Origin of the sequence: Komagataeibacter diospyri (assembly GCF_006538165.1) — a bacterium.
GTDB classification, from domain to species: domain Bacteria; phylum Pseudomonadota; class Alphaproteobacteria; order Acetobacterales; family Acetobacteraceae; genus Komagataeibacter; species Komagataeibacter diospyri.
In genome coordinates, this window is the sequence record NZ_BDLU01000011.1 from 19,504 (window position 1) to 38,864 (window position 19,361).

At 58.3% G+C, this 19,361-nt stretch carries 15 protein-coding genes and 1 pseudogene; 8 read left to right on the forward strand and 8 right to left on the reverse strand.

Going from position 1 to position 19,361, the window contains the following annotated elements:
• Positions 1-707: 707 nt before the first annotated feature.
• Entirely contained in the window at positions 708-2,219 is a 1,512-nt protein-coding gene (locus MSKU9_RS01400) for an aldehyde dehydrogenase family protein (protein ID WP_141259572.1), read from the forward strand.
• A gap of 205 nt (positions 2,220-2,424) precedes the next feature.
• On the forward strand, positions 2,425-3,705 hold the full coding sequence (locus tag MSKU9_RS01405; RefSeq protein WP_141259573.1) for an NAD(P)/FAD-dependent oxidoreductase: 1,281 nt from the start codon (positions 2,425-2,427) through the stop codon (positions 3,703-3,705).
• 35 nt (positions 3,706-3,740) lie between these two features.
• On the opposite strand, the gene MSKU9_RS01410 is transcribed toward MSKU9_RS01405, so the two are convergent.
• From MSKU9_RS01410 to MSKU9_RS01430, 5 genes are all read right to left on the reverse strand, one after another.
• Positions 3,741-4,388 (reverse strand): TetR/AcrR family transcriptional regulator, encoded by a 648-nt coding sequence (locus tag MSKU9_RS01410; protein WP_141259574.1) that lies wholly within the window; start codon positions 4,386-4,388, stop codon positions 3,741-3,743.
• 738 nt (positions 4,389-5,126) lie between these two features.
• Positions 5,127-6,563: a TolC family protein gene (locus tag MSKU9_RS01415; protein WP_162853791.1), complete on the reverse strand. Its 1,437-nt coding sequence runs from the start codon at positions 6,561-6,563 to the stop codon at positions 5,127-5,129.
• Positions 6,563-7,690 carry an ABC transporter permease gene (locus MSKU9_RS01420; RefSeq protein ID WP_141259575.1) on the reverse strand — a complete coding sequence of 376 codons (1,128 nt, stop codon included), beginning with the start codon at positions 7,688-7,690 and terminating at the stop codon, positions 6,563-6,565. The genes MSKU9_RS01415 and MSKU9_RS01420 overlap by 1 nt, the downstream gene beginning before the upstream one ends.
• A 4-nt stretch (positions 7,691-7,694) precedes the next feature.
• On the reverse strand, positions 7,695-10,463 hold the full coding sequence (gene rbbA / locus MSKU9_RS01425; RefSeq protein ID WP_141259576.1) for a ribosome-associated ATPase/putative transporter RbbA: 2,769 nt from the start codon (positions 10,461-10,463) through the stop codon (positions 7,695-7,697).
• Entirely contained in the window at positions 10,460-11,446 is a 987-nt protein-coding gene (locus MSKU9_RS01430; protein WP_141259577.1) for an HlyD family secretion protein, read from the reverse strand. Before MSKU9_RS01430 ends, rbbA begins: the two co-directional genes overlap by 4 nt.
• Positions 11,447-11,843: 397 nt before the next feature.
• Between MSKU9_RS01430 and MSKU9_RS01435 the strand changes: the two genes are divergently transcribed.
• Positions 11,844-12,500 (forward strand): TetR/AcrR family transcriptional regulator, encoded by a 657-nt coding sequence (locus MSKU9_RS01435; protein ID WP_227000726.1) that lies wholly within the window; start codon positions 11,844-11,846, stop codon positions 12,498-12,500.
• A 76-nt stretch (positions 12,501-12,576) separates the two neighbouring features.
• On the opposite strand, the gene bfr is transcribed toward MSKU9_RS01435, so the two are convergent.
• A complete protein-coding gene (gene bfr / locus MSKU9_RS01440; RefSeq protein WP_141259578.1) occupies positions 12,577-13,065 on the reverse strand; it encodes a bacterioferritin in 489 nt (162 codons plus the stop codon).
• A gap of 282 nt (positions 13,066-13,347) precedes the next feature.
• On the opposite strand from bfr, the gene MSKU9_RS01445 reads away from it, so the two are divergent.
• The 5 genes and pseudogenes from MSKU9_RS01445 (at position 13,348) to MSKU9_RS01460 (ending at position 17,477) form a co-directional block, all read left to right on the forward strand.
• The gene (locus MSKU9_RS01445) at positions 13,348-14,283 is read left to right on the forward strand and encodes an AEC family transporter (protein WP_141259579.1); all 936 of its coding nucleotides are present in this window, start codon (positions 13,348-13,350) and stop codon (positions 14,281-14,283) included.
• A gap of 273 nt (positions 14,284-14,556) precedes the next feature.
• Positions 14,557-14,721: a hypothetical protein gene (locus tag MSKU9_RS18015; RefSeq protein ID WP_162515704.1), complete on the forward strand. Its 165-nt coding sequence runs from the start codon at positions 14,557-14,559 to the stop codon at positions 14,719-14,721.
• Between the two features lie 39 nt (positions 14,722-14,760).
• Positions 14,761-15,684: a polyphosphate kinase 2 gene (ppk2, locus tag MSKU9_RS01450; RefSeq protein WP_141259606.1), complete on the forward strand. Its 924-nt coding sequence runs from the start codon at positions 14,761-14,763 to the stop codon at positions 15,682-15,684.
• Between the two features lie 175 nt (positions 15,685-15,859).
• Positions 15,860-16,611 (forward strand): IS5 family transposase gene (locus MSKU9_RS01455; RefSeq protein ID WP_141259580.1). Its coding sequence is split into 2 segments (ribosomal slippage): positions 15,860-16,190 and positions 16,190-16,611, totalling 753 coding nucleotides; the frame shifts between segments, so codons are not numbered across the junction.
• Positions 16,612-16,724: 113 nt separating this feature from the next.
• Positions 16,725-17,477: pseudogene (locus MSKU9_RS01460) on the forward strand (IS5 family transposase).
• 133 nt (positions 17,478-17,610) lie between these two features.
• On the opposite strand, the gene MSKU9_RS01465 reads toward MSKU9_RS01460, so the two are convergent.
• Together MSKU9_RS01465 and MSKU9_RS01470 are read right to left on the reverse strand one after the other, a co-directional pair.
• Entirely contained in the window at positions 17,611-18,966 is a 1,356-nt protein-coding gene (locus MSKU9_RS01465; RefSeq protein WP_141259581.1) for an inorganic phosphate transporter, read from the reverse strand.
• 151 nt (positions 18,967-19,117) lie between these two features.
• Positions 19,118-19,345, reverse strand: a complete 228-nt coding sequence (locus MSKU9_RS01470; RefSeq protein ID WP_141259582.1) for a hypothetical protein — start codon at positions 19,343-19,345, stop codon at positions 19,118-19,120.
• Between the last annotated feature and the right edge of the window lie 16 nt (positions 19,346-19,361).

Genomic DNA, 19,361 nt, shown 5'->3' on the forward strand with positions numbered 1-19,361 from the left:
TGTAAATAATGAGGTTTCTGGTGAAGCTTTTTTTTAAAAGCTTCAGAAAACGCTATCTTCTTGAAAAATTCGACACCCGGAATTTTATTTTCAAACAATTTTTAAACGCATTATGAATAAAATCCATCCATTATGTGGGTAATCCTGCATGCCATTACGTTATAGGTTTATTGCAATTGTGTCAGTAATCGCTTCGGCATATTGAACCGACCGGCCTGCGGGGAACGCTTTCCCGTACCATGCCGGACTGATGGCAGATCCGTGTCACCCGGTGTCTTGTCACGGCATGCGGCGTCATGTCCCGATTCAGACAATAAGCACATAAAATTAAATATTTCCCCATCCGTATACGTAATAACATACTGATATATAACGACTTACACCGTGGTGCTTATGGCACCAGATGCATACCTCACGGTTACGTTACCTGTTTTCGGCTTGCGGTTGCGGCTGCGTCTATATATCGATGAATATAGATGGTGCCCCGGCAACTACCGGGGTGTGGCCAGAAGGCGGTCCGGTTTGAAGGGGGATCATGTTCACACGAAATGATCGCCGTGCGAACTGGACAGTCATCCAGACCAGATCCATGCCTATGTTTTGGGTTTAGTGTAAAAATCAGGATGGCCGCAGGGATTTAATAAATAACCATACGCATTCCCTTTAGTGTTTCCTGATTTAAAATAATTTTCTGGAGTAATATTTCCATGCCGTCAGATAGTATATCAGCAGCCCCCCCGTTCAAAGCCCGCTATGGCAACTACATCGGTGGCAAGTGGGTAGCCCCGGTTGATGGTCATTACCTGACCAATACCTCCCCCGTTGATGGCCGCGTGCTGTGTGAAGTACCCGCTTCCACCGCAGCCGATGTGGAACTGGCACTTGATGCCGCGCACAAGGCCAAGGCTGGCTGGGCGCACATGGCCCCCGCTGACCGCGCGCTGATCCTGCTCAAGGCAGCCGATATCATGGAAAAGAACCTCGACCTGCTCGCCCGGGCCGAGACATGGGACAACGGCAAGCCCATCCGTGAAACCATGACCGCCGACATCCCGCTGGCGATCGATCATTTCCGTTACTTCGCTGGCTGCATCCGCGCCCAGGAAGGCACGCTGAGCGAGATCGACGCCACCACCATCGCCTATCATTTCCATGAGCCGCTGGGCGTCGTGGCCCAGATCATTCCGTGGAACTTCCCGCTGCTCATGGGTTCGTGGAAGCTGGCCCCCGCACTGGTCGCCGGTAACTGCGTGGTCATGAAGCCTGCCGAAAGCACGCCTGCTTCCATGCTGGTGCTGATGGAACTGATCGGTGACCTGTTCCCGCCCGGAACGCTGAACATCGTCAACGGTCTTGGCAAGGACGTGGGTGCCGCCCTGTCCAACAGCGACCGTATTGCAAAGATCGCCTTCACCGGTTCCACCCCGACCGGCAAGATGATCGCGCATGCTGCTGCCGAACACCTGATCCCGGCAACCCTGGAACTGGGTGGCAAGTCGCCGAACATCTTCTTCGCCGACATCATGGACCATGATGACGATTACCTGGACAAGGCGATCGAAGGCTTCACGATGTTCGCCCTTAACCAGGGCCAGATCTGTTCGTGCCCCAGCCGTGCGCTGGTTCATGAATCAATCTATGAGAAGTTCATCGAACGTGCGCTTCCCCGCATCAAGGCAATCCGTCAGGGCAACCCGCTTGATCCCAACACCATGATGGGCGCGCAGAATTCGCACGGGCATCAGGAAAAGATCCTGTCCTACATTGACATCGGCAAGGGTGAAGGCGCCGAGCTGCTGGTCGGTGGCGGTCGTCCGGACCTTGGTGGTGACCTGAACAACGGGTGCTATGTGCAGCCGACCGTGTTCAAGGGCAACAACAAGATGCGTATCTTCCAGGAAGAGATCTTTGGCCCGGTTCTGGCCGTGACGACCTTCAAGACGGAAGAAGAAGCGCTGGCCATCGCCAACGACACGCCCTTCGGCCTCGGCTCGGGTGTGTGGAGCCGTGACGCCAACACCTGCTACCGTATGGGTCGCGGACTGGAAGCCGGTCGCGTGTGGGTCAACTGCTATCACGTCTATCCCGCACATGCGGCGTTCGGCGGATACAAGAAGTCCGGCATCGGCCGTGAAACCCACAAGATGGTGCTTGAACACTACCAGCAGACCAAGAACATGCTGGTCAGCTACAGCGACAAGAAGCGCGGCTTCTTCTGATCAGCTGATGGGGTGAAAACCCCGTAGCCCACAAGGCATGGCGCGGCGGTCGGGCTGGTTTACCGGGTCGGCCGCCGCAGCATATTGCCCGGGCCATGCGCCCAGGGTCCGGCACAAGGCAGTTTTTCGGTATTTCAGGATATGCGACAGGGTTTTTCCCACGGGACCGGGACACTGTGCGGCAGAAGTAAAAAAGAGGCATAGGATGGCACAAAAGTTTCGGGTCGTAATTGTTGGGGGCGGCGTTGCCGGTCTGGCGCTGGCAACCCGGCTGGGTGATTCAATCGGCAAGTCGGGCCGTGCGGAAATAACGCTGGTCGACAAGAGCTTCGCCCATGTGTGGAAACCGATGCTCCACTGCTTTGCAGCGGGCACGGCCGCCAACGAAAACGACCGCATCAGCTTCCTGTCGCAGGCCAGTCGCCATCATTTTGAATTCTGGCCCGGCGAAATCGCGGGCATGGACCGCAAGGCCAAGACCATTACCCTTGCCCCGGTTGTAGAGCCTACGGGCGAGGTGATCCTGGATGAGCGCAAGCTGGAATATGACGCGCTGGTGCTGTCGATCGGCAGCCGCGCCAATGATTTCGGCACCCCCGGCGTGGCCGAGCATTGCCTGTTCATTGACAACCTTGTGGATGCCAACGGTTTCAACGATCGTTTCCGTATGGAACTGCTCAAGGCTTTCGGTAATAACGAACAGCTTGATATCGCCATTGTGGGCGGCGGCGCCACCGGCACGCAGCTTGCGGCCGAACTGCACAAGGCGCTTGATCTCGCCTCGCTCTACAGCTTTGGCAAGAAGCCGCCCAAGCTGAACATTACCCTGCTTGAAGCAGGTCCCCGCATCCTGCCAGCTTTCCCCGAGGCCGTGTCTGCTGCGGCGCAGAAGGAACTTGAGAAGATCGGCGTGAGTGTAAAAACCTCAGCCATGGTCAGTGGCGCGGATGAAAAAGGCTTCTTGCTCAAGGACGGCACGCGCATTCCCGCGACGCTGCGCGTATGGGCGGCAGGGGTCAAGGCACCTGATGTCACGCGCAAATTCGGTGAACTGAAACTGTCGCGCTCCGGCCAGCTTGAAGTCCGGCCGACACTGCAGCTGATCGAAGATGACAGCATTTTCGCCATGGGCGATTGTGCCTTCATCGCGGAAAAACCCGTCGCCCCCACCGCGCAGGCCGCCCGCCAGCAGGCCCATCACCTGGCCCGTTACATGCCGGCGTGGATCAATGGCCGCCCGATGCCCGCATTTGCGTTCCATAACAAGGGCGCGGTTGTGGCGCTGGGTGATTACAATGGCTGGGGCACATTCCCCGGTGGCAAGGTATTCGGCGGTGGCTGGCTGCGGGGGATCAGCGCGCGGATGGTTCACCTGATGCTGTATCGCCAGCACCAGTTCGAAATCTACGGCACGTTCCGTGGTCTGATGTCCTGCCTTGTGGACTGGCTGGATGTATTTGTCCGTCCGTCCGTGCGTCTGGACTGACGCACCAGGGCTTAGACTTACTGCTGCCTGCTGTGTCAGGCAGCGCTTTCTGGCCCGCCATCTTCATGGGTGGGCCAGAGTGATGCCTGCAATTCGTAGGTTTTCTGCAAAAGCGGCACCAGCGCGGGCCGCCCTTTCAGCCGGATCCATTCATCCAGCGCCGTACGGAAAATGGCGATCCCGCCACGCGCCATAAGGCGTGCGGCCATCCGGCGGTTCTTGCGTTCGGTTATCCGTTTCGCCAGCCCTTCCGCCAGACAGTCCTCCCACTTGCCATATTTCTGCAAGCTGACTGTCTGCAGCGAAGGCGTCTTTTCAATCAGATAGACAAAAGCATAGGTATCCTGCCGGTTCGCAGCGATCCGGGGTACCAGCGAGGTAAAGGCATGCATCATGGCATCCGCCGGGTGCATGTCGGCCGGGCAGGTAGCCAGGGCGTCATTCAGCGTCTGTGTCATGCCCCGTGTCCATGCCAGTACGATATCGCCCTTTGTCTCGAACATACGGAACAGGGTACGGCGTGAGACTTCGGCCGCGTCGGCAATTTCGTCCACCGTGGTCTGGTCATACCCCTGGGCAGAAAACAGCCGCATTGCCTCGGCAATCAGGGTGGTGCGCGCGCGTGCCTGCTTGCGTTCACGTAAACCCGGTTTGGGGGAAATGGTCGGGGCAACGGGCTTCATTCAATCTCCTCTTGTCCGGGTCATCATGCAGCAGCGCATCGTGAACATTCAAGACGCGAGAAAATGGTGGTTCATGCCCAGCACGGGCCTTTGTCGCCAGCACAGTGGCAACATTGACAGGTAATGCGTTCTGCCACGAGTATCAGAGCATGTCGAGCCACGGACACGAATGACATGGCCATCGGCTGATATGCGATATCCCGTCCATATTCGTGCCCGCCTGTGACCCGGTATGGGAACAGGACACGAAATGCGCCAGTCGTGTATAACAGGCCAAGGCATTACAGGCACGTATCTGTCTTTTTTGCCCTGTTGGAGCAGGCCGTATTACCTCCTGCGGGATATAAAAGCCGTGCTGACCCGTTTGCTGGCTATATCCGGTGCAGGCTTCGTCCTGGTGACATCTGCTGCAACCTGTACGGTTATATGATTGATGTCCCGATACTGCCGGGGCAGGGGCGGACTGTCCATGTCCTGTATATAGTGAACGATAATGTGGTGGACGTCATCCATTACCCACAGGGCATGAGACCAGCAGGTCGACGGCCGATCATCATGCCATGCCAGGATCCGTGGGTGTCATCGGGCAATCTCTACAATACGCGATATGCCCCGTTCTGATGCATCTGATCGGCATTATTGCTACGGATTATGGGGGCGCATCCATATGGAACATATCCCGCGTTCCCTTCCCGAACGGCGTTTCATAACCAGACAGGGTCATGAAACGCCCTCATGTCATTTGTGTACTTCCACGCTTTCCGGCTGCCAGCCACCGCCCAGCGCGCGGGCAAGCTGTATGGTGGCGGATGTGCGGGAGTCCTGATTGTCCAGCACGCTGGCCTGTGCATCAAGTGCTGCCATGCGTGCGCTCAGCACATCGCCAAAGGTACGCTGCCCCCCCGTGTAAAGCCCCATCATGTCATGGGCGACCTGTTCAGCCTGATGCTGTGCGCGGGTCAGGTCGGTATCGCGTCCATCAAGGCTGAGGCGGTTTTCGTAACCGTCTTCAACTTCCGCCAGTGCGTGCAGGATGCTGTTGTCATATCCCGCGACCGCGGCATCAAGCCGTGCGCTGGCTGCGTGTATGCGCGCCTGTATGCGGTTGGCGGTAAAGATTGGCAGGTAGGTGGTCAGCGCAATCAGGCCGCCCGTGCCCGACAGGCCGGGAATGCCGTCAAAGCGCAGCCGTCCGTCCCCACCGAAGAATTCCAGCCCGAAGCGGGGCAGCAGGTCGGTCTTGGCGCTTTTGAGCCGGTTGAGCGCCGCATCCACCTGATCGCGTCGTGCACGGATGTCGGGGCGGCGTTCCAGCACCGTATCGGGCATCTGCCCTGCTGGTGGTGCAGGCACGTAATAGGCGGGTGGCGGTGTAAGGGAAGGCAGTCCTTCGGGTAACTGTCCCGACAGCACGGCCAGACGCCTGCGCACAAGGTCAAGGCGCGCGACCAGCACCGGCCTGCGCGCCTTCAGGCCAGACAGTTTCTGGTCAACGCCCGTCACATCCGCCGCCGTTGCCTGACCGGCAGTGAAACGGGCCTGACCATACCGGCGCAGCTGTTCAAGCATGCCAATGCTGCGGTCTGTCAGCGCGATCTGGCGTTGCAGTCCCTGCGCCTGCAGGTAGTCATTGGCGGCGTCGGCAGCAATGACCATCTGCACGCCGTGGAAATATTCTTCTTCCGCCTTCATGCCGGCTTTCGCGGCCTTTACATCCGCATGGCGACCGCCGAACAGGTCGGGTTCCCATGATGCGCCAATGCCTGCCAGATGCCCGTCGGTGCCGGGATCATTGCTGGTGGGCAGGGTGCTGGGATTGCGCCAGTACATGCCGCCCCCCATCATGTTCCCCGTCGCCCCCACGGTGGGGTACAGAGCGGATCTGGCGACCGTGTGCATCGCACGGGCCTCCAGCACGCGGTCACGCGCGATGCGGATATCGGGGCTGGCGGCAAGGGCCGTATCCACCGCCTGCACCAGGGCCGGGTCATGCCATGCTTCCCACCAGCGTGTAAGGTCGGTGGCCGGTAGCGTGGTTGTGGGCGTTTGCGAAAACTGTCCGGGCACCGTGACATGCGACGCCGGTACACGCGTGCGGAATGGCGAACATCCTGCCAGCCCCACAGCCATTGCAACGCCCCCCATGCAGGCGACCCGTGCCAATCTGTTCTTCATTATTCCTGCCTTGCCAACATGGATCTGAAGCGCGCGAGCGCAAATACAAGAAATACAATTCCCGTCACGGTTACGGTCAGCAGTGGCTGGATGATCGCGCCCAGCCCCGCGTCACGGTACAGGATGGCCTGTGACAGGTTGACGAACTGCGTGGTGGGCAGGAAGCGCACCACCACCTGCATGGCAGCGGGCATGCTTTCCACCGGTGTCGCGGCCCCCGACAGCAGGTAAGCCACCGCATAGACCGGCACAACCAGCAGTCCAAACTGCGGCATGGTGGGGGCAACCGTCGCCAGCATGATGCCCAGCGCCGTGGCCGAAAACAGGTACAGCAGCGAACACGCGGCAAACAGCATGATTGATCCCGCCAGCGGCACCCCCAGCCAGACATGTACCACCAGCCACAGTGACACGATGGCCGCCACGAAGATGACCAGTCCGTTGGTGACAATCTTGGCTACCGCGATCTCGCTGGCCGTGACGGGCATGACCAGCAGGTGTTCCAGCGTGCCATGTTCGCGTTCGCGTATGACCGCTGCCCCCACCAGCACGATGGACAGGATGGTGATGTTGGTCACGATCTGCATGACCGAGGTAAACCACTTCGATTCACTGTTGGGGTTGAAGCGGATGCGGCTGGGCGCGGTAAAGGGGATCTGGTCCACCAGTGCCGGCACATGCAGCATGTCGTTGACTTCCCCCAGCATGATTTCGTTCAGGTATTCCGTTCCCAGCCCCGCCTGTGTCATGGCGGTGGCGTCCACCCGCAACTGTATGACGGGTGTGCGCCCGGCTTTCACGTCCGCCTCGAACCGGGGCGGGATGTCGACAACGAAAATATAATCGCCTTCATCCATGCCATGCAGGGCCTGCGTGCGGTCCACCAGCACCGGGGGCTTGAAATAGGGGGGCAGCACCGCATCGCGTATCCGGCGTGACAGGGCAGAATTGTCCTCATCGATGAAGGCGATCGTGGCGTTGGAGACTTCCACCTTTACCCCGTCGGCCACCAGCAGCACGCCTGCGGTAAACGCGAACACGATCAGCCCCAGCAGCACGCGGTCGTGCAACAGGCTGCGCAGTTCCTTGCCGCACAGAAGACCAACATTGACCAGCCAGCGCATCATGCCGTCATGCTTCCTGTTTTTTCAGCAGCAGACGGGCCGCCAGCATATAGACAGACCCGAAGGCGGCCAGTGCAATGTACATGGGCCAGAAGCTGCTGGTCCCCAGCCCCTTGGTAAAGCAGCCAAGACTGATCAGCTGGTACCATGACGCGGGAAAGCCCAGCCCCACGATACGGCTGACACCCGTAAGGGTGGAGGCGGGATAAAGCAGCCCGGAAAAATTGACCGCCGGGATCAGGCAGATGATGGATGTGCCGAAAATGGCCGCGACCTGTGAACTGACAAAGGTCGAGATCAGCAGCCCCAGGCCCGTGGCTGACAGCACGAACAGGATACCGCCCACCGTCAGCGCCAGCAGCGATCCCTTCAGTGGCACCCCCATGATAATCACGGCCACCGCCACCAGCATGAAATAGCTGATCGTCGCCAGCGCCACATATGGCGCCTGCTTGCCCATCAGGTACTGCCCGACCGATGCGGGGGAGGCGTAGAGGTTGACGATCGACCCCACTTCCTTTTCCCGCACCACGCCCAGGGCGGTCAGCATGGTCGGGATCAGGATCAGCGCGAGCATGATGACGCCGGGGGTCATGGCGTAGATGCTGCGGAATTCCTGATTGTAGGAAAAGCGCGGCTCGATGGTGATGGGGGCCGTCGGCCCCTGCGGCAGTTCACGGCCCAGCGTTGCCGCATATCCCCCCAGCACGCCAGTGACATAGGCGCGCACATTGGCTGCAAGGAATGGCACCGCGCCATCGATTATCACACCAACTTCCGGCCTGCGCCCCGCTTCCATGTCACGGGCGAAACCGGGGGGAATATCCAGCGCCAGCTGGACACGGCCATTGCGGATGGCGCGGTCCAGCGCATTGGCGTCCGCCACGGGCGCGCGTTCATGGAAATAGGCCGAGCCACGGAAACTGTCGATCAGTTCACGACTGATGGTGGTCCGGTCATGGTCACTGACGGTAAAGCCGATCCCTTCCACATCGAACGAAATGCTGGATGCGGCCACCACCAGAAGGATCAGCGGCCCGATCAGCGCGAAGGTCAGGCGCAGCCGGTCGCGCAGCAGTTCAACCGCTTCACGCCGGGCAAAGGCCCATGCCCGTGGCAGCCAGCTGCCGCCCAGCCTGCCAAAGCGGGTGGCCAGCATTTTGCTGACGCCATGCCACCATGTATGTGCGGGCGTTGCGGGTTTGACGGGTGGCGCCTGTGCGTCGGTTGCCGCCTCGGCATCTTCCAGATAGGCGATGAAGGCGGCTTCCAGACTGGGCGCCTTGCGTTTCTGTACCAGTTCGGCCGGCGTGCCGACCGCCAGCACGTGCCCCCGGTGCATGAGCGATATCCGGTCGCATCGCGCTGCTTCATTCATGAAGTGGGTGGATACGAAAATCGTCACATGCCCTTCACGCGACAGGCGGATCAGGTGTCGCCAGAACATGTCGCGTGCGGCCGGGTCCACGCCGGAAGTCGGTTCGTCAAGGATCAGGATTTCGGGATTGTTGATGCACGCCGCCGCCAGTTGCAGACGCTGGCGGATCCCCAGCGGCAGGGAAGCGGGGCTGACATCGGCGCAGTTGCGCAGCTCAAACGCATCAAGCGATTGTTCGACACATTGCGCGGCCCTGTCTGCAGGCATGCGGTACAGCCGTGCCTGAAGCATGAGATTCTGCCGCACGGTCAGTTCTTCATACAGCGAAAACGCCTGCGACATGTACCCGATGCGCATGCGGGTCTTCATGTCGCCTGCCGTGATCTGTTCGCCAAACAGCTTTGCCGTGCCGCTGGTCACGTCCAGCAGGCCGGTCAGCATCTTCATGGTAGTGGACTTGCCGCAGCCGTTGGAGCCGAGGAAGCCGAAAATTTCGCCCCGGCTGATGGTGAAGCTGACGTCGCTTACCGCCGTGAAACTGCCAAAGCGGCGGGTCAGGTGCTCGGCCTCGATGGCGGGGGGGCCGCCGGGACTGGCATAGGGCGGGATGACAAAGCCGCTGGCCTGCTGGCGCCGGGTGTCCGGCAGCAGCGATATGTAGGCAGCTTCCAGCGATGTGGTATGCGTGCGTTCCAGCACGTTATGGGTCCGGTCACTGATCAGGACCTTGCCGTCATCCATGGCCACCAGCCACGCAAACCGCTCCGCTTCATCCATATACGCAGTGGACACGATGACTGACATGGACGGCCGTTCCCTGCGCAACTGGTCCACCAATGTCCAGAACTGCTGGCGTGACAGCGGATCAACGCCCGTGGTCGGTTCATCCAGGATCAGCAGGTCCGGGTCATGCACCAGCGCGCAGCACAGGCTGACCTTCTGCTTCATGCCGCCCGACAGGTGGCCAGCTGCCCGATCGGGAAAAGGGGCCAGACCCGTGGCATCCAGCAGTCGCTGTATGCGTGCGTCACGCGCCTGCGCATCCATACCGAACAGGCGGGCGAAGAAATCGATGTTTTCCCATACCGACAGCGTGGGATACAGGTTGCGGCCCAACCCCTGCGGCATGAAAGCGACGCGCGGCAGGAATGCCTCACGCGCGCGGCGGTCGCCCATATCCGATCCCAATACCGACACCGTGCCCGACTGCAGCTTGCGCACCCCGGCGATCAGGCCCAGCAGGGTGGATTTGCCTACCCCATCCGGCCCGACAAGGCCAATGGTGGTCCCGGCAGGCAGGTCCAGCGTCACATTGTCCAGTGCCGTGACCGCGCCATAGCGGTGGGTGACCCCCGTTATGGTGATGCCCGCCGGGTTATGCGGGGTATCGGCGCTCATTGCGGGGCATCGGCCACATCAAGTGTTGCGGGCCAGCGAATGGACGGATCGGTACGCACGTAGCCATCACCCGTCATGCCCGATTTCAGCACGTCGCCATAATGTCGGGCCGTTTCGGGGGAGACGCGCAGCTTCACACGATAGACAAGCTTGTCACGCTCGGTGGCGGTTTCGACATATTTCGGTGTGAACTGCGCTTCGGGCGAGATGAAGGAGATCGTGGCCGGGATCACCTGCTGGTGCAGTGCGTCAAGTGCGATACGCGCCTGATCGCCCACACGCAGCCGTCCGGCCTGCTGCGAGGGGAAGAAAATGGTCAGATACATGTCCGTGGGGTCAAGAAGGGAAGCCACGCGACCGCCACCGGGCAGTACGGCGCCCTTTTCCACGATACGGTATTCGATCCGGCCAGCCACGGGCGCGCGGATGGTCATGTCATCGGCGCTGGAGGCCGCTTCCGTGACCTGCGCCTGTGCTGCGTCAACTGCGGCCTGTGCGGCGTCCACGGCCCGGCCCGCCGCATCGGCCGCGGATGTTGCGGTATCAAGGTTTGTCTGGTGCTGCGACAGTTCCATGTCGGATACCAGATGCTGGCGGAACATGGTGCGGGCATGGTCAAGGTCAAGCTGTGAAAGGTGCCGGGCCGACACGCGGGCGTCGCGTTCGGCCCCCGCGCGTGCGACATCGGCCTGTGCCGCACGCAGGCGCGCGCGCGCTGCATCCAGCTGCGCGCGGGCGGTGGTGTCATCCTCGCGGGCCAGAACCTGGCCGCTGGCGACTGTATCGCCTTCGTGGAAATCCAGTTCCGTGATGCGGCCGGGATACTTGACCGCCACGTCAATGCGCGCCAGTTCCAGACGGCCGTTGGCGCGCGCAAGGCCCGCAGGCAGGTCACCACGGTGCTGGACCACATACCATCCGGCCCCGCCGGCCGCCACGATTACAGCAACCCCCGCGCCAATCGCCGCGTCACGCCACTTCATGCTGCCGGACCTTCATGCTGTCCGGCGCAAGTCGTGTGAAAATGAAATGACGCGATCATGCAACTTTCCTCAAGGTCAACGCAGGCCATCCTGCCGTTGGGGTGTATATTCGATGGGAATGCAGGGTCATGCATTGATCCAGAGGCGGATATCTGAACTTTCCCGATTAAAAATCACGTTCTGCCACCGGGTGGGGAAGACCAGCATGGACGTTCCTGAATATGTATACGTATAAGTGTATTTTAATTTCAAAAAAGAAAGCAACCCGTAAAATATCCCGCCCGGTATATTTTATGTTTCGGCATATGTCATGTGTGGGTTATGTGCAGACAGTCCACGGAAACAGGTCGCCCGCATGCAGGACCGGACACAGAGTCACAAGGAAGGCAGCAACAGGATGCCAGACAAGGAACGCCCCCGGTCTGCCCGCATGGGCCGCCCGTCCGTCGCGGAGGCGGCGACGCTGTCCGAAAGGATTCTGGAGGAAGCTGTCCGGCTGTTCTTCGACCTTGGGTTCCGGGGTACCAGCATGGACATGGTGGCGGAGGCGGCGGGCGTTACAAAACGCACCCTTTATGCGCGATATCGCAGCAAGCCCCTGCTGTTTGAAGCCGTGGTCAGCACGACCATTGATATCCGGCTGGATGCGCTGGCATTGCTGATGCCGGCGGACGGAAATATCCGCTCTCGGCTGGTTTCAGTCTGCACGTTGCTGCTGGACTGGCTGCTGACGGATCGCAGCGTGGGGATGTACCGCGTGGTTTCAGCGGAAAGCCGGCAGTTTCCGGCGCTTGCCCGCAATATCCATTCCCATGGCGCCCGCAGGGCGGCGCAGTTGATCGGCCACGCCCTGCATGAAGGCGTGAAAAACGGGGAAATCGAGATTGATGATATCGGGTTTGCGGCGGATTACCTGACGGCCGCCGTGATCCAGTACCCGTTCCAGCAGGCTGTTCTGGGCCTGATTACGGTCAGACTGGATGACGCCATGCGCCGCCATATCGATCAGGCAGTGGAACTGTTCCTGAACGGTGCGCGTGCCTGCCCGCAGTAGAAGTGGTGGCAGGGAGACAGGGACAAAAACGTCAGGCCACGTCCGGCCGAGAGGCGGAACGTGGCCCGATGCCTGCTTATTCCTGATCGGGGGCAGGGGCGGAGTTGAGCTGGATGTACTTCTCGATCCCCACCTGACGGATCAGGTCGAACTGACGGTCGAGGAAGTCCTCGTGCTCTTCCTCGTTGACCAGGATCTTGAGGAACAGGTCGCGGGAGACGAAATCGCGCACGCTTTCGCAATAGGCGATGCCTTCGCGCAGGTCGCCAATGGCCTTTTCTTCAAGCTTCAGGTCGCATTTGAGGATTTCCTCCACATCCTGCCCCACCAGGATCTGGTTGTAGCGCTGCACGTTGGGCAGGCCACCCAGATACAGGATGCGCTCGATCAGCCAGTCGGCATGGCGCATTTCCTCGATCGATTCTTCATATTCCTTCTTGCCCAGCAGGGTAACGCCCCAGTGGCGCAGTGTGCGGGCGTGCAGGTAATACTGATTGATGGCCGTCAGCTCGTTCGTAAGCTGGGTGTTCAGGTGTTCGATCACCTTGGGATCTTTGATCGGCATGGCGTGACTCGCTATGATAAATTATGGCAGGATTGGATATATTGGATTTAATGGGAGGTTGTAAATAAAAAATTATTATATATCAGCGCATTAATAATGATAATTCTTATTCGCAAATAATGAGATATACGTTTTTATCCACCTGTTGTCGTACCTTTTCCTCATGGGCAGTGGCCTGTGCCACTGCCGGGGCCATTCGTGCCGCGTCGCGAGCCCTCTCATCACTCATGCCTGTTTTTTTTCTGCTGCATCCATCCGTAAGCCACGGGGTAATCAAGCTGTATGCTCTCGACCATTATTACCGCCATGTTGCCCCTCGTCGTGGTTTTCCTGTTGGGCTACCGTGCCGGATGGCACCGTGATTTCAATGGGGAGCAGGTTTCCGTCCTGAACCGGATGGTCATGCTCTATGCCTTTCCCCTCAATCTGTTTGTGGGTATTGCGGGCATGCCGCGCACCATTCTTGCGGGGCAGTTGCCGCTGGCAGCGTCGGTTTTCGGAATCATGTGCGGCAGTTTCGGCGTGGCGTATGTCCTGTCGCACTATGTGTTCCGGCGTGACGCGGCGGCATCCGCCCTGCAGGGATTGGCCATGGGGGCGCCGTCGGTGCCCTTCATCGGGTCAGCCATGCTGCCGGTACTGGTAGGGCATGCAAGTACGTCGGTAGCAATTTCGGCCGCCGTGTTCGCCATGGTTCTGGTCCAGACGCCGGTCTGTATGGTCATGCTGGCCAAAAGTACCCATGCTGGATCGCCTGAACAGGCCCGGCTTGTGCCACAGATCATCGCAGCGTGCAGGGAACCGATTGTCTGGGCCCCGATTGTCGCGACGCTTCTGGTCGTATCGGGTATCCACCTGCCTGGGCCGTTGCTCAGGTCAGGGGAACTGCTGGGTAATGCAGCGGCCGGGGTGGGGCTGTTCGCATCCGGGATCGTCCTGTTCCTGCAGCGGGTTGCAGTGACGCTGCCGGTGGTGGTCACTGTTGCCGTGCGTAATATTGTCATTCCCGTCATGTCATGGTTGCTGCTGAGCATGCTGGGCCTGCCGCATGAAGTGGTCCGTACTGCCGTGCTGGCCCTGTCCATTCCGGTGGGGACGGTTGTAGTCATCCTTGCGGTGCGTTTCGGGACGGATGAGCAGGAGGCGGCATCGACCCTGTTTCTCAGCGCCGTGGTGTCGGTGCTGACGATGGCACTATTCATTGCCTGTGTGGGATAAGAATAGCCAGAAGGCTGAAAATAAAATGTTTTTGGGTTCCGCTTTTTTTAAGGTGGCGTTTCCTGAAGCTTTTGGGGGAAATTTTCAACAAAAACTTCTTTATGATTTTTGTATTGTTTCTGTAATTATAATATAAAAATATTACTTATTGTTTTTTTCAATTCCCTTTTTTTTAAAAGCAATTTCACCAAATATTCATATTATGCATCGTGTGCTGTCCTATACCTTTCCATGCCTATCAACTGAATAGGCGTCTGGACAGGAATGGACATCATGAAACAGGATTCCGAACCGAAGTCGCCGCACATCCATGAAGAATGGCGGCCTGCGCTTGTTCTGGTGTGGAAAGACACACGGGGGCAGGCAAGGCAGGTGCAGCCTTCCATCCCACCTGAAATGATGGAAGAAGACGAAGCCTATATTCATGACGAATTCTGATGTTCTCCCTTCCTTTCATTATCAGGAAACCAGATGGAGATGACCACCGACATGACCGAACGTCCCGGCAGTGACAATGCATCATGGGAACGGAACCGCCTGCGTGAGGAAGTTCTGGACGATATTGATGAAGAAATAGAACTTGAACTGGATGACGCCCGCCTTGGTTCGGACAAGGACAACGGCACGCCTGATTTCAGACGGGCGTATTTCCGTGAACTGCTGTCCCTGCAGGGGGAACTGGTCAAGCTGCAGGACTGGGTCAAGGAAACCGGGCACAGGGTTGTGGTGATCTGTGAAGGACGGGACGCTGCAGGCAAAGGGGGTGTCATCAAGCGCATTACCCAGCGGCTGAACCCGCGTATATGCCGTGTCGCGGCACTGCCGGCCCCTAACGATCGGGAGCGCACACAGTGGTATTTCCAGCGTTACGTCAGTCATCTGCCGGCGGCGGGGGAAATCGTGCTGTTTGACCGCAGTTGGTATAACCGTGCGGGCGTCGAGCGGGTCATGAACTTCTGCACCGACGATGAATATGAGGAATTTTTCCGCTCTGTTCCCGAATTTGAACGCATGCTGGTGCGTAGCGGGATACAGATTATCAAATACTGGTTTTCCATTTCTGATGATGAACAGGAACTGCGTTTCCGCGCCCGTATGGAAGATCCGCTGAAGCAGTGGAAACTCAGCCCCATGGATCTGGAAAGCAGGCGGCGGTGGGAATCCTATACGCTGGCCAAGGAAATCATGCTGGAACGTTCAAATATTGACGAAGCACCGTGGTGGATCGTTCCGGCTGATGACAAGAAGAAGGCGCGCCTTAACTGTATAAGTCACCTACTGTCACAGGTACCCTATCATGATGTAAGCAAGCCCGAAGTGCGGTTGCCCGAGCGGGTTTACAGCCCCGATTATATTCGTCAGCCTGTACCCGACAGTATGATTGTGCCGCAAAAATATTGAGGGCAGAAAAAGATATTAATTCAAAACAGATAAAAACTGTTTAGAAATAACATTTTGATAAAATAATAAAAGTTTTTGGGTGCCGCCTTTTTTAAGGCGGCATTTTCTTAAGCTTTTTTCAGGGGCTGTTGGGAATTGAGTTTTCTAAAGGGCCATGATGTGTTTCAAAGACCATATGGATCGCTTCATACTGACGGATGCCCAATGGGCGAAAATGGAACCGCTGTGCCTTGGCAGGAAGACGGATCGAGGTCGCAGCGGGAAGGATAACCGCCTCTTCATCGAGGCGGTCCTATGGATCGCCCGGACCGGTAGTCCGTGGCGGGACCTGCCGACGTATTTCGGACATTGGAACTCGGTTTATTCGCGCTACAGCGACTGGACGAAAGCCGGTGTTTTCCAGAAGATTTTCGAGGCTGTCTCCGATGATCCCGACATGGAATATGCGATGATCGATGGCACGGTCATCCGGGTTCACCGCCATGGCCAGGGCGCAAAAGGGGGACCCGAAGTCAGGCGACGGGACGCAGTGTGACGGGATGGTCAACCAGGATCATCGCCATGACTGATGCCCTGGGCAATCTGGTCCGCTTTACGCTTGTCCCCGGTCAGCATTACGACACGGTCGGGGTGGCGCCTCTTCTTGAACAGGCGGATTTCAGGGGGCTTCCTGCTGACAGGGCGTTCGACGTCCACTGGATTGTGGACGCCATACGTGCGCAAGGGGCCTGTGTGGTCATTCCCCAGCGCAAAAACCGCCTCGACAGACGCCCGTTCGATGGGGCCCTGTTCAAAGCACGCCATCTCATTGAGAACTTCTTCTGCAAGCTCAAGGAGTTCAAGCGCATCGCCATGCGCAGCGAAAAAACAGACAGATCATTCGAAGCCATGATCTATCTCGTTGGCGCAATCATCAATTCAAGATAATTCCCAACAGGCCCCAAAAGGCTTCACCAAAAAAATCTTATGATTGCGGGTTGTCTTACAGGGCCTGTTGGGAATTATCTTTTCAAAACGCCTTAATGTGTTTCAAAGCCTGTATGGATCGCTTTGTATTGACGGATGCCCAATGGACGAAGATGGCGTCCCAGTGTCTTGGAAAGAAGACGGATCGGGGACGCAGCGGGAAGGATAACCGCCTCTTTATCGAAGCGGTCTTATGGATCGCCCGGCCGGGCAGTCCATAGCGGGACCTGCAACCGTATTTCGGACACTGGAATCTGGTTTATCCGCGCTACAGCGACTGGACGAAGGCCGGGGTTTTTTCAGCGAATTTCCGAAGTCGTCTCTGGCGATACCGATATGGAATATGCGATGGTACGACGGTACGGTGATCCGGGTTCACCGCCACGACCAGGGGGCAAAAGGGGGACCGGAAAAAAGGGGCCAGACGCAGTGTAACGGGATGGTCAACGAAGATCATCGCCATGACTGATGCCCTGGGTAATCTGCTCCGCTTTACCCTCATTCCCGGCCAGCATTACGACACGGTCGGGGTTGCGCCCCGTCTCCAACCGACGGATTTCAGGAGGCTTCCTGCTGACAGGGCGCTTGACGTTCACTGGATCGTGTATGCCATCCGCGCGCAAGGCGCCTGCGTGGTCATTCCCCAGCGCTCGAACCGTCTCGACAGACGCCCGTTCGATGGAGCCCTGTTCAAAGCGTGCCATCTCATTGAGAACTTCTTCTGCAGGCTCAAGGCGTTCAGACGCATCGCCATGCGGAGCGACAAGGCAGACAGATCATTTGCAGCCATTATCCATCTCGCCGCCGCAATCATCAATTCACGGTAATTCCCAACTGGCCCCCCAAAAAATTTTATGGAAATGTTGTGAAGGATTACAGGTTTTTTTCCTGTTGCTGATGTAAAAAACCGGGACTGCATACCATGCAGCCCCGGTTCTTTTTTGCCGATGTCAGGCAGGATCAGGCATTGAGGATATAGAACAGCCCGGCTGCGATCGTGATGGTGACCGGCAGGGTGCATACCCATGCCAGTGCAATCTTGACCAGCATGCCACGATTGATACCCGAACCGGACCCCAGCATGGTGCCCGCGATACCGGCAGTAATGATATGTGTCGTGCTGACCGGCAGGCCGGTATAGCCTGCGGTTGCGATCAGGCCCGCGCCGACCAGTTCGGCTGAAGCTCCCTGCGCTGGCGTCAGGTGCGTATTGCCGATCTTTTCACCCAGCGTATGCACGATCCGCTTGTAACCGATCATGGTGCCAATACCCAGGCACAGCGCGCTGAGCAGGCGCACCCACCACGGTGCGTATTCCACCACCGGGCGCATCTGGTTGCCCAGCACCTTGGCCTGTGCCCGTTCGTGGGTCGAGGCGGCAGGATTGGCTGACACGGCTTTCAGGCCGGCGACGACTTCATACATGTCCGCCCGCAGGACGGAGGGGACAACATCATCTGCCCTGGTCCGGGACAGACGGCCCACTGCGGCAATGGCTTCATCACGCAGGCCGTCATGGTCATACTGTTCAATCAGCGGTGCCGCACTGGTGGCATATTCCGCGATATGGGGAATATGCGGCGCGCTGTCAGGGGCCAGGGCAAAGGTTGCCGGCAGAATGCCGATAATGGTCAGCATGATCAGGCCAATGCTTTTCTGTCCGTCATTGCTGCCGTGGGAAAAGCTGACGCCGGTGCAGGTCAGGATAAGCAGGCCACGGACCCAGCCACGTGTCGGCCTGTCACCCTGCGGCGGCTGGTACAGTTCGGGATCATGGACAAGGTGCTTGATAATGAAATACAGCCCACCCGCGCCAATCAGCCCCAGCAGGGGAGAAATGGCCAGAGCGCGCAGGATTTTCCAGATCTGTGACCAGTCAACGCTGTTACCCAGGTCGCGTGTATGCAGCAGGGCATCCCCGATGGCGATCCCGATCAGCGCGCCGATGACGCAGTGGGAACTGGAGTTCGGTATCCCGAACCACCATGTAAACAGGTTCCATGCCAGTGCCGTGCCAAACAGCGAAATCAGCATCGGCACGGCCGGGTCGCCGTTGGGGGGGGAAAGGACGTCCGCAGGTAGCAGTTCAACCAGCCCGTAGGCCACGCTGATCCCGCCCAGCAGCACGCCGACAAAATTCATGCACCCCGACCAGATGACGGCGGTGCGGGGTTTGAGTGATCTGGTATAGATGACGGTCGCGACGGCATTGGCCGTATCATGGAAGCCGTTTACGAATTCAAAGATGCAGACAAGCGCAAAGCATATGACCAGTGCGATGATGGAAAAAGCCGAATATGGCGCGAAGTGGAGCATGAAACAATACACCAGTAAGTTACTGTTATGCGCACCATAAATAAAAACAAATTCAAATATAAGATGTACTGTAGCGTTTTAATATAATATTCATATTTTGACCTGAATTACAGGCGTGCTGCCAGCACCCCATGTCGGGTGGTCGGGGTTTTCAGGCCCGCAGGCGCGTGGTTTCCATGGCGCGCGGGGCCTTGGTGCGACCCAGCCGGAACCGGGTGCGGGCCTGTGCCACGGCGGCTTCGAACGTGGGCAGGATGTCCCCGTCCATCTGCGTTACGCGTTCATGCATGGCCCGGAATTTATAGGGTTCATCGGGGCCGTTGTGAAAAACGATGCCAACAAAGATGCCATCGATTTCGATAACGCTGGATTCAAACATAAGGCTGCTTCCTGCC